This window comes from Bacteroides sp. AM16-13 (assembly GCF_003602705.1).
Lineage (GTDB): Bacteria > Bacteroidota > Bacteroidia > Bacteroidales > Bacteroidaceae > Bacteroides > Bacteroides xylanisolvens.
The window spans coordinates 1-11,635 of record NZ_QTLK01000021.1; the positions used below are offsets into that span (position 1 = coordinate 1).

Sequence of the window (11,635 nt, forward strand, 5' to 3'; positions counted from 1 at the left end):
TTGACTTTCTTATTTACCGGGCGTAAAAAATCTGTTTTTTTATATACCTTTGTCTACATTTCAATTTTATAAGAATAGGCATTATGGATACTACTGATACTACTTTCAGAATATACCCGATAGGGATACAGAATTTTGAAGACTTACGCAATAATAACAACGTTTATGTAGATAAGACGGAGTTGATTTATCGTTTGGCTAATACCAATAAGGTTTATTTTTTGAGTCGTCCCCGTCGTTTTGGAAAAAGTTTGCTGGTGTCCACTCTTGATGCTTATTTTCGGGGGAAGAAGGACTTGTTTCAAGGTTTGGCAATGGAGCGTTTGGAGAAAGAGTGGAATGTCTATCCGGTGTTGCACCTTGATTTCAGTATGACAAAGTACACAGCACTTTCCGACCTTTTGGGACAGTTGAATCTGAACCTATACGATTGGGAAAAACTCTATGGAAAGGAAGAAGTAGAAGGTACGCCTGCGGAACGTTTCCGGGGAGTGATTCGTCGTGCTTATGAACAGACGGGCAAACCGGTAGTAGTACTTATCGACGAATACGATGCTCCTTTATTAGACAGTAACCATTTGCCGGAACTGCAAAATGAACTTCGAGAAGAAATGCGGAAATTCTTTAGTCCCTTGAAAGCGCAAGGAGAATATCTTCGTTTCCTTTTCCTGACAGGTATTAGCAAATTCAGTCAAATGAGTATTTTCAGTGAACTGAATAATTTGCAGAATATCAGCATGAGAGATGATTATAGTGCTATCTGTGGCATAACCGAACGGGAATTGCGTACACAATTGAAAACTGATATTGAAATGATGGCACAGGCTAATAATGAAACCTACGAGGAGGCTTGTACGCATTTGAAGCAGCAGTATGACGGGTATCATTTTAGTGAGAACTGCGAAGACATTTACAATCCATTCAGTTTGTTCAATGCTTTTGCACAGAAGAAATATGCCAATTTCTGGTTTTCTACCGGGACACCTACTTTTTTAATTAATATATTGCAGCAGAGTAATTTTGATATTCGCGAATTGGATGGTGCAACGGCTACTGCAGAACAGTTTGATGCGCCAACGAGTGTTATTACCGATCCTCTTCCTGTACTTTATCAAAGCGGCTATCTTACCATCAAGGGATATGATCCGGAGTTCCAACTCTACACATTGGCTTATCCTAACAAAGAAGTGCGGAAAGGATTCATAGAATCTCTTATGCCCGCGTATGTGCATTTACCTGCCCGTGAGAATACCTTTTATGTAGTCTCTTTTATCAAGGATTTGCGTGCCGGAAAACTGACCGAATGTCTGGAGAGAATAAGGTCTTTCTTTGCTTCAATTCCCAATGATTTGGAAAATAAGCAGGAAAAACATTATCAGACAATTTTCTATTTGTTGTTCCGTTTGATGGGGCAGTATGTAGATACAGAGGTGAAAAGTGCAATCGGACGGGCAGACGTGGTAGTAAAGATGCAAGATGCCATTTATGTCTTTGAATTTAAGGTAGATGGAACTCCGGAGGAAGCACTGGAGCAAATAAATAGTAAGGGGTATATTATTCCTTATCAGCCTGATCATCGGAAAGTTGTAAAAGTAGGAGTTAACTTCGATAGTGCGACAAGAAGTATTGGTGATTGGAAAATTGTAGAGGAAGTATAATTCTTTCTTTCCCTATTGATTTTGTCAATACCTCTTTCAACCTATCACCATCGTTCTGAAACTCTTTATTCATTGTATTTACAGAGTGGTGATAGATTGAAAGAGGATTTTCATTTTTATGTATGAGAGAGCTTGCTGGCGCAGTCTGGAAATTGGGGGATTTGATTCAGGACAATCACATCCTTAAAAATAGATTTATTTCGGTGCATAAATGAACTGTTTCACCACAGAGGACACGGAGGACGCAGAGGTTTCAAAGTTCTAATTCATAGATAATTATAACCTCTGTGTCCTCCGTGTCCTCTGTGGTGAAAAGAATCAAAACGGTACGGAAATGAGTAAAATCGTGTAGGAATGAGCTGAAATATAATCTCACAACACTTTACTAGAGATTTAAAAAGGTTCTTCTTCAAATTCCGTGCTAGTAAAGCTCATTGAAAGGTTGATGGATAAAGGGATATCGGCATATTAGAAATAGCAAATAAATTATCCAAGCTATATGCATCTTAAAGTACCCCGGAATAGCCATGAATAAGGTTATTGAACATAAATAAGTAGCACGGAATTTGAAGAAGAACCTTTTTAAATCTCTAGTGAAATATTGTGAGATCATATTTCGGCTCAAATCAGTGCAGGAATGAATCTAATTTTAGGGATATGGCTGTGCTAAACCAAATCCTCCAAGAATTACAATTGAGTCGGCTTGTTGAATATACATAACTTCCAGCATTTATTTCCATATTTCCACCACATTTAAAAAAATATGTATATCTTTGTCATACGGTTTCTGCTCATCAGCGTGATGAAATTAGTAGAAAGCGGTATATATTACTAAATGGAATATGTAATGTATTGTCTCTCCCACTCGAAACTTAGCAATTTCATATAGAGGAGAGATGATTCAACAGATATTCCACGCGAACGGCTTTATATCAACATATCCGTTGGAGATGTGTTATATATAAACGATTGGCGTGGATGTCTGTTGTTATCATTGTCTTTCTATAGGGTATGCTAAGACCTCGAGTGGAGATAATGGTGCAACAGCATTCACGTCTTTTTTATGTCCGGTCGGTTATGATTACCCCTAAAAGTCTAACCTAAACAATTCCCCGTCCGCCCGAAATACAGAAAACGTGGATGCACGTTGTGCCACATAAACAAAATAATACTCCATTTTTATTGTGGAACACATTAAAACAAAAGCATTATGCCAAAATGGATTAGCGTAGAAGAAGCGGCGGCCAAGTATGGAATCAACAAAGAAGTAATCTGGCTTTGGGCGGATATGAAAAGATTCCCAATGTCGTATGAGAAAGGTATCACCACTGTTGATGAAGAAAGCCTTATCGGATTCCTGCATCAGAATAAGGATCGAGTTACAGCCGAGTATATCGACACATTGGAAGACCTATGTATTGAAAAAGCAAATATCTGTAACTTATATGCTGAAATTATTGGCTGTCAAGACAAAGAACTCTTGTATCAAAGAGAGCAAATAGCTCGAATGAAAGAGATACAAACAGCTATGAAAAGGCAAAACAGCCGGCTCCGGGATTGTGAGAAAGTGTTCACGAAATATGAAGAGAACTTTAGTACCTGCTGGGTTGGAAGAATCTGCGCTCACTTAAGGCGGCTGATATGGTTGATACGACGGTAAATACCATTCTATCTCCTTTTAAATAAGGAATAACCGATACCGTTGAGCGGAAATGTCTAAAAGTACTCTTGAATAGAAAATTTAAAGATGCCCATGAATAGATATATTTAAAGATATCCCTAAATAGAAATGTTTAAAAATACTAGAAATATACTGTAGTAAGATTTTTTATCCATTCGTTTTATATTCTTAACTCCGAAAAATTCGTAAGTGTAGATAAACCAACTACTTTTGGCTCTCGAATTTGCAGCATTTTTGAATGTCTTGCGTCTAATAAACATAAACTAATATATTTCTAGTCATGAAACACAGACTGTTACTACTAATTCTATTCGTATTCGCTACCTCCGTGGCGGGGTGGGCACAAAAATCCACAGCTCCTTCTTATACAGTCAAAGGAGTACTTATTGATTCTTTAACACAAGAGGGAGAACCGTATGCTACCATCAAAATAGCAAAGAAAAATGCTCCGGATAAAGCAGTCAAGATGGCGGTGACTGGGGCGAATGGTAAATTTCAGGAGAAACTGAATGTCGCTGCGGGCAATTACATCATCACCATTTCTTCGATTGGTAAAGCGCCGATAGTAAAGGAATTTACTCTAAAACCGTCCGTGAAGGAGGTTGACTTGGGCACAATGATTTCTTCAGAAGCCAATAACGTATTGAAAGGAGTGGAGGTAGTTGCACAAAAACCTTTGGTAAAGGTAGATGTGGATAAGATTGAATATAATATTGAAGATGACCCGGACTCAAAATCGAACAGTATATTGGAGATGCTTCGGAAAGTGCCTTTGGTAACGGTGGATGGAGAAGACAATGTACAAGTAAACGGCAGTAGCAGTTTCAAGATACATGTGAATGGAAAGCCCAATAATATGATGAGCAATAATCCGAAGGAAGTGCTGAAAAGTATGCCGGCAAACACAATCAAATATATTGAAGTGATAACTTCACCGGGAGCTAAATATGATGCGGAAGGTATCGGAGGTATTCTGAATATCGTCACAGTAGGTTCCGGATTTGAAGGATACACGGCTACTTTCAGAGGAAATGCTAATAATAACGGAGTAGGTGCCGGCACTTACGCAATGGTGAAACAAGGTAAACTGACTGTTTCTGCCAACTATAACTACAATTATAATAATAGCCCGCGCAGCTATTCCGATAGTTATCGCGAAAACTACGAACCGGATAAAGAGAATGAAAAATATCTGGAATCGGAAAGTAGCTCCAAGTCGAAAGGGAATTTCCAGTATGGCAATTTGGAAGCCAGTTACGAGATTGATACGTTGAGGCTGCTGACCGTGGCTTTCGGAATGTACGGCAGTAGTGACAAAAGTAACAGTGACGGAAATACAATTATGCACGGAGCTGACCGACAGGATTTTGCGTACCGTTATAGAACCGACAATCATGGAAAAGGGTCATGGTATTCTATCAACGGAAATATAGACTATCAACGTACTTCCCGAAAAAATAAAGAACGGATGATTACGTTTTCTTATAAAATCAATTCCCAACCCCAAACGAATGATTCATATAATACTTATCTGGACATCGAGCCTGATGAGAATAAACTGGATATCATCAAAGAATTGTCATTAAAGAATTTCCATTCGGACGGAAAGACAAATACGATGGAACAGACTTTCCAAGTGGATTATACTACTCCGATTGGAAAGTTGCATACAATTGAAACCGGTGCCAAATATATTTTCCGACGTAACTCCAGTGATAATCGGTTTTATGAAGCCGAGGGAGCAAGTGAAAACTATGCATATAATGAGAATCGTAGTAGCGAGTACCGTCATTTGAATCATATTCTCTCTGCTTATGCCGGATATACGCTGAAATACAAGGGATTTACTTTCAAACCGGGATTACGTTATGAGCAAACTATACAAGAGGTGAAGTATCTGGTCGGTCCGGGCGAGAACTTTGATTCGAATTTTAGTGATCTGGTTCCTTCCGTTTCCTTGGGAATAAAACTAGGAAAGACGCAGAATTTGCGTGGTGGATATAATATGCGTATCTGGCGTCCGGGTATCTGGAATTTGAATCCTTATTTCGATAATCAGAATCCGATGTTTATCAGTCAGGGAAATCCGAACTTGAAGAGTGAGAAGAGTCATTCGTTCGACTTGTCTTACAGCAGTTTTACGTCCAAGTTCAACATCAATCTTTCTTTGCGTCATTCTTTCAATAACAATGGAATTGAAAGAATCAGTCGCTTGATTACTGATAAAGACGGAGAAATCTTTGAAGGTGGGCATAAAGCTCCCTACGGTGCACTGTATAGCACATACGGTAATATCGGAAAGAGCCGGGAAACAGGATTGAACTTTTATTTGAACTGGAACGCTTCTCCTAAAACGAGAATTTATGTCAATGGACGTGGCAATTATAGCGATTTGCGGAGTCCTGCCCAAGAGTTGCACAATTATGGATGGAATGCTTCTGCTTATGGAGGAATTCAGCAGACCTTACCGGGAAAAGTACGTTTGAGCCTGAACGGCGGAGGTAGCACACCCCGAATCAGTTTGCAGGGAAAAGGTTCAGGATATAGTTATTATAGTTTGGGATTGAGCCGTTCTTTCCTGAAAGAAGAACGTCTTTCTTTGAATATTTATTGCAGCAATGTTCTGGAGAAATACAGAACTTACAATAACCACACAGAAGGAGCTAACTTTATTTCGAAGAGTTCGAGCAAATATCCGAGCCGGTATTACGGTTTCAGTATTAGCTATCGGCTTGGAGAGTTGAAAGCCAGTGTAAAGAAAGCCGCACGAAGCATCGACAATGACGATGTGAAAGGTGGCGGCGGAGGAGGTGGAAACACCGGTGGTGGAGGTGGTCAGTAGACCACTTCCGCACACCGAGATTCCCTCTTATTTCTGTCTCACGTCTTGCTTGTTGGTGTTAAAACCAAGTTTGGTTAATCCGGCCTGTACGTCGGGATGGCTCATGAAGAGTTTCCACAATAATCCGCTCCGGTAGTTTTCGATCATGACAGCAATAGGACCCTGGTCGATAGCCAGATAACGTTGCGGATACCAATTGTCCGTTTCGCTGAAAGCATCGTAGAATCCGAAAGGGCCGAACACTTTATCTCCCATACCATATAGATGGCGCATCACTTGCATGGAATATTCCGGTGTATAGACAATGGATGAAAGTGCGGCGGTAGGGGAGATCACTCCTTTGTCCTCCTGCTCATTGGGCGAATGAGCCGCATATCCATCGACGGAGTAGCTGGCGGTCAGTCCCCAACAATCCGGTCCGAAACCTTTGTAATGTTTAGGGTTGCGGATGCAGTAAGCACGGTTCACCAGTGTCAGGTTGCGCATTTCGTGGAAGTAGCTGGGGCAGTATTCATCTTTTAGTCCCACCGGGTCAAGTCCGAGGAAAGAGTATTGAGCCCAGAAAAGCGGTCCGGCTTCGGTGCCCTGATAGCGGAGGTGCAACTCGATTCCTTCCACTTTATGCGGAGAAACGATGGCCCCGTTCTGTGCCCAACCGTCATGATAGACAGCCGCAGGTACTCCATGGGTAGGAGAAGCAGCGGCAAGAATATACATAATCATACATTCGTTGTAGCCGTGTACAGGGAAATTCATTTCCCAGCCATACGTCGGACTCCAATGCCAGTAAAGAACGTTTTGCCCGCCTTGCCGATACCAGTTCCAGTCGACATCCCGCCAAATCTGGTCGATCCGTTGGGCGAGGGCTTTCTCTTTCTCGTTTCCGTTGATGTAATATTGGTGTACGGCCAGCAGCCCTTGGATGAGGAAAGCGGTCTCTACCAGATCGCCCCCATTATCTTTCTGGCCGAATGGTTTCACTTTGCCCGTATCACCATACCACCAATGAGGGTAGGCTCCGTGGAAACGGTCTGCCTTTTCGAGGAAAGAAACGATGCGTTCCATTCGTGCCAGTCCCTCTTCGCGGGTGACGTAACCGCGGTCGATTCCCGCAAGGATAGCCATGATGCCGAAACCGCTGCCGCCGGAAGTGACTACGTTGGCATCGTTTTCTGGATAAACGCCGTCCACATGATAACGTTCGGGAGCTAAGCCGCTATTCGGCTCGGCACCTTCCCAGAAATAGAGGAAAGTCCGTCGCTGGACGGTATCCATCAGGGCGTCGTCCGATAACGAGTCGGTGGCTGTGGAAAGGTTGTTGCTTTTGCTTTTCCCTTTACAGCTCTGGAAAGTCAGGGCAACGGCGGATAGAAATAGTAACATGAGCGGAAGTGTACTCATTTCTATTATTCTTTTATATTTATCGTTCATAATCAAGGTGATAAAAGTTTAGTTTAACGTGAACTTCGCGGTTTTCACATCACGGCTGTTCGTACCGATCATCACTTCAAAGTCGCCCGGTTCGGCAACCAGTTGCAAGTCATAATTATAGTATCGAAGCATTTCCGGAGCAATCTTGAAACGGACAATCTTCATTTCTCCCGGTTCCAGGAATATCTTTTGGAAACCTTTCAGCTCTTTGACGGGACGGGTACTGCTACCCACAACGTCGCGGATATAAAGCTGTACCACTTCCGAGCCGGGCCATGTTCCGGTATTGGTAACCTCCACTGCCGCGGTCAACGAACCGTTCATGTCCATGGAAGAATGACTCAAGTCGATGTCACTGTAAGAGAACGTCGTATAAGAAAGGCCGTAACCGAACGGATAAAGCGGATCATTATCCACATCGAGATAGTTGCTGCGGAATTTCTCGAACCATTTGCCATCTTTCAATGGGCGTCCGGTATTTTTGTGCGCATAATAAAGAGGTATCTGGCCGACATTCTTCGGGAAAGTCATAGTCAGTTTACCACCCGGATTGACGTAACCAAAGAGGGCGTCACCAATGGCATAAGCGGCTTCACTACCTCCGAACCATACATTTAGAATGGCAGGCACATGCTCCTGTTCCCAATTCAGCGTAAGCGGACGTCCGGTAAATAACACCAGTACCACCGGTTTGTCTGTCTTTAAAAGTTCTTTCAACAGATTCTGTTGTACGTCGGGAATATTCAAGTCCGTACGGCTGCTGCTTTCACCGCTCATTTCAGAAGATTCGCCTAGCGCTGCGATGATGATATCCGAACGACGGGCTACGTTCAATGCTTCGTCCAGCAACTGCTGGTCGGTGCGGTTGTCACGGTTCAGGGAACGGCCGAACATCGTTGCCCGTTCTTCGTAACTTGCATCACTAATCAGGTTGCTTCCTTTAGCGTACATGATATTCGCTTTTCCGGCTGTCATCTCTTTCAATCCTTCTACCAAAGAAGGGCAACGGTCGAGCACAGCTGCTACGCTCCATGTACCCGGCATATTGCTACGGCTGTTTGCCAACGGACCGATAACTGCAATATTTCCTTTTGGGTTGAAAGGCAACAACGGATTTCCGTTCGGATTACCGTCGGGACTGTCATTCTTCAGAAGAACGAAACTTTCTGCTGCAATTCTGCGGGCTGCATCACGATGGGCTTTGGTAAAGATGTCGCGTGCCGGACGTTTCGGATCGCAATATTTATAAGGATTATCAAACAATCCCAGTTTATATTTGGCTTCCAGAATACGACGGCAAGCCGTATTCAATGTTTCCATAGAGACTTTTCCTTCCTGAACGGATTTCTTCAGTGTCCCTACAAAACCCTCGCTTACCATATCCATATCCACTCCGGCGTTGATGGCACGGGCGGATACTGTCTGAAGATCGCCGATACCGTGGTCGATCATTTCTGAAATGCCCGTATAATCAGTCACTACAAAACCGTTGAATCCCCACTGTCCGCGGAGAATATCCGTCATCAGCCATTTATTGGCAGTGGCCGGAATACCGTCTACTTCATTAAAAGAAGCCATCACGCTGCCTACACCCGCTTCAACGGCTGCTTCATACGGCAGCATATAATCATTGAACATTCGTTGGCGGCTCATATCCACGGTGTTATAGTCGCGGCCGGCTTCGCCTGCCCCATATAACGCAAAGTGTTTTACGCAGGCCATGATTTCATCATTCCGTTCCATGTTTTTCCCCTGATAGCCGCGCACCATTGCTTCGGCAATCATGGCACCGAGAAACGGGTCTTCGCCACTACCTTCGGATACGCGTCCCCAACGAGGGTCACGTGAAATATCCACCATCGGGCTGAAAGTCCATGAGATTCCATCGGCACTTGCCTCTACGGCTGCAATGCGGGCAGACTCTTCAATGGCTGTCATGTCCCAGGTGCAAGACAAACCGAGCGGGATAGGGAACATCGTTTCGTATCCGTGAATAACGTCCATCCCGAACAATAACGGAATACCCAGCCGGGAATCTTCCACAGCTTGTTTCTGTACTTCACGTATTTTCTCTACTCCTTTCAGATTGAACAATCCTCCCACTTCGCCTTTCTTGATTTTTGCGGCGATGTCGCTGCTTTTAGCTTGTCCCGTAGTGATCTCTCCGGTGACAGGAAGGTTTAACTGTCCGATTTTTTCTTCCAGCGTCATTTTATTCATCAATACGTCGATGAAACGATCCATATCCTGTGGCGACTTTTGTGCCGACGCGGTTAGAAAACCTGCGGCAAACAACAGGACGGATAGACTTAACTTTTTGTATATCATATTATTATAGTTGCTTTTATCTCTATTCATATAAAGTCCTCCTGATGCGTTGAATGTTCGGCACCGAGGAGGACATTGTTCGACACCGAGAAACAGTAGTTTCGGCACCGAGGAAACAACCGTTCGGCACCGAGGAACTTTCTTATTGGTAGTCGGGGTTCTGTACTAACACTCCCTTAGACTTGTCGATCTCTGTCTGCGGCAGTGGAAGCAGTGCGTTTTTGTCCTGATAATTGGTTTTACCGGCTGCGTGCAACACTTCTTTTGCAATGCCCCAACGAACGAGGTCATAGAAACGGTCGAATTCCAACCCTAATTCCACACGGCGTTCGTGGCGGATGGCCTCACGCAATTCTCCCTGATCGGTAGTCGTCACTTTAGGTAATATATTGGTATTGGTGCCTCTGGCGCGTGCGCGTACTTGTTCCAAATAGTCGATTGCTTCACCCGGAATACCTTTTTCATTAGCTGATTCGGCTCCCATCAGCAGTACATCTGCGTAGCGGATCAGACGAATGTTTACCCAGAATCCTTTGTTGGTATATTCTTTACGCAAAGCCGGGTCGGTATAGGCTTTCTTGTTAAAGTAAGCACCCATTGCTGGAGAAACCGGAGATTCGCCGTATGGCTCGTTGGTGTTTTCCGGAGTGATAGGCTCGCTGTCCGAGTGGCGGAAGTAGAGTAGGGTGGAATTTTTGCGTGGATCACCCTGTTCGTAGGCTTGCGCCATGTATTCTGTTGCCATGTGCCATCCCCAGCCCAAGTCCCATTGACCTGCTCCGCGCACACCCTGTACTTCACAGAACTGGCTACCGATAACATCGCTTTGAGGAAGGGCGGCAGTGGCTGTACATTGCAACTCGAATATGGAACCTCCGTTATTTTCACCATCATCCGTGAAAATCTCATTATACGGAGTCTTTAAGTTGTAGAGCCCCTTTTTGATGACATCGGTGGAGGCTGTGTACATATTGTTCCAGTCGTTGCGCATCATATAAGTACGCGCGTGTAAGGAACGGGCAGCTCCCCAAGTCAGTCGTCCGGTGTATTCGCTACTCCATGTTTCCGGCAATGACTCTTCTGCTGTTTTCAGGTCCTTGTCAATCTGCTCATAGATTTTATCAGCGGTTGTCTTCGGGATATTGGCTTCCGAAGCGTCGTTGATTTTGTAAGTCACCAAAGGAACTTCGCCGAAAGCTCTTACCAGATTGAAGTAACAATAAGCGCGGAAGAAAGAGGCTTCTCCTTTGTTGATAATATCTTCAGCTTCTGTCTGTCCGGCTGTCTCTTTCTCTGCAATAGCGGTAAGGATGTCATTACATTGGTAAATGATGGCATAATTCCTTCCCCAATAAGCACCCAGCAGGCCGTTGGTCGGTGTGTATACGAAGTCGTCGTACATTTCGGCCACGTCAGAACCGTCACTGGAAATACTTCCTTTTTCCGAGTCTTCGGAACGGAAACAGTGGATGGCAAGCGCAGGAGGTCCGGCAGTGACATCATAGTTACGCATCAGCGTATACACATTATAAATCTTACCGTTGACCAGTGCGTTCGGATTATCATCTTCCGTGAACTGTCCTTGCGGACTACGATCCAGAAAGTCACTACAACTACCTAGAAATAATGTAGTTGAAGTAATAAGGGTTGCAAATATATATTTATTCAGTTTCATATAATGATAGTTTTAAAGAT

At 43.7% G+C, this 11,635-nt stretch carries 6 protein-coding genes; 3 read left to right on the top strand and 3 right to left on the bottom strand.

Annotation, left to right across the window (positions count from 1 at the left end; all coding sequences use genetic code 11):
* Positions 1-83 precede the first annotated feature (83 nt).
* From DW173_RS16460 to DW173_RS16470, 3 genes are all read left to right on the top strand, one after another.
* Positions 84-1,658, top strand: coding sequence for an ATP-binding protein (locus tag DW173_RS16460; protein ID WP_004313876.1), 1,575 nt, complete (start codon positions 84-86; stop codon positions 1,656-1,658).
* Between the two features lie 1,210 nt (positions 1,659-2,868).
* A complete protein-coding gene (locus DW173_RS16465) occupies positions 2,869-3,318 on the top strand; it encodes a hypothetical protein (protein ID WP_004305184.1) in 450 nt (149 codons plus the stop codon).
* 301 nt (positions 3,319-3,619) lie between these two features.
* Complete coding sequence (locus DW173_RS16470) at positions 3,620-6,181, top strand: outer membrane beta-barrel family protein (protein ID WP_118196167.1); 2,562 nt, start codon at positions 3,620-3,622, stop codon at positions 6,179-6,181.
* Between the two features lie 27 nt (positions 6,182-6,208).
* Here DW173_RS16470 and DW173_RS16475 read toward each other — a convergent pair whose 3' ends face one another.
* The 3 genes from DW173_RS16475 to DW173_RS16485 form a co-directional block, all read right to left on the bottom strand.
* Positions 6,209-7,612, bottom strand: a complete 1,404-nt coding sequence (locus DW173_RS16475) for a glucoamylase family protein (RefSeq protein WP_182429362.1) — start codon at positions 7,610-7,612, stop codon at positions 6,209-6,211.
* 18 nt (positions 7,613-7,630) lie between these two features.
* Positions 7,631-9,940 (bottom strand): beta-glucosidase BglX, encoded by a 2,310-nt coding sequence (bglX, locus tag DW173_RS16480; protein ID WP_120144798.1) that lies wholly within the window; start codon positions 9,938-9,940, stop codon positions 7,631-7,633.
* A 142-nt stretch (positions 9,941-10,082) separates the two neighbouring features.
* A complete protein-coding gene (locus DW173_RS16485) occupies positions 10,083-11,615 on the bottom strand; it encodes a RagB/SusD family nutrient uptake outer membrane protein (protein ID WP_055279595.1) in 1,533 nt (510 codons plus the stop codon).
* Between the last annotated feature and the right edge of the window lie 20 nt (positions 11,616-11,635).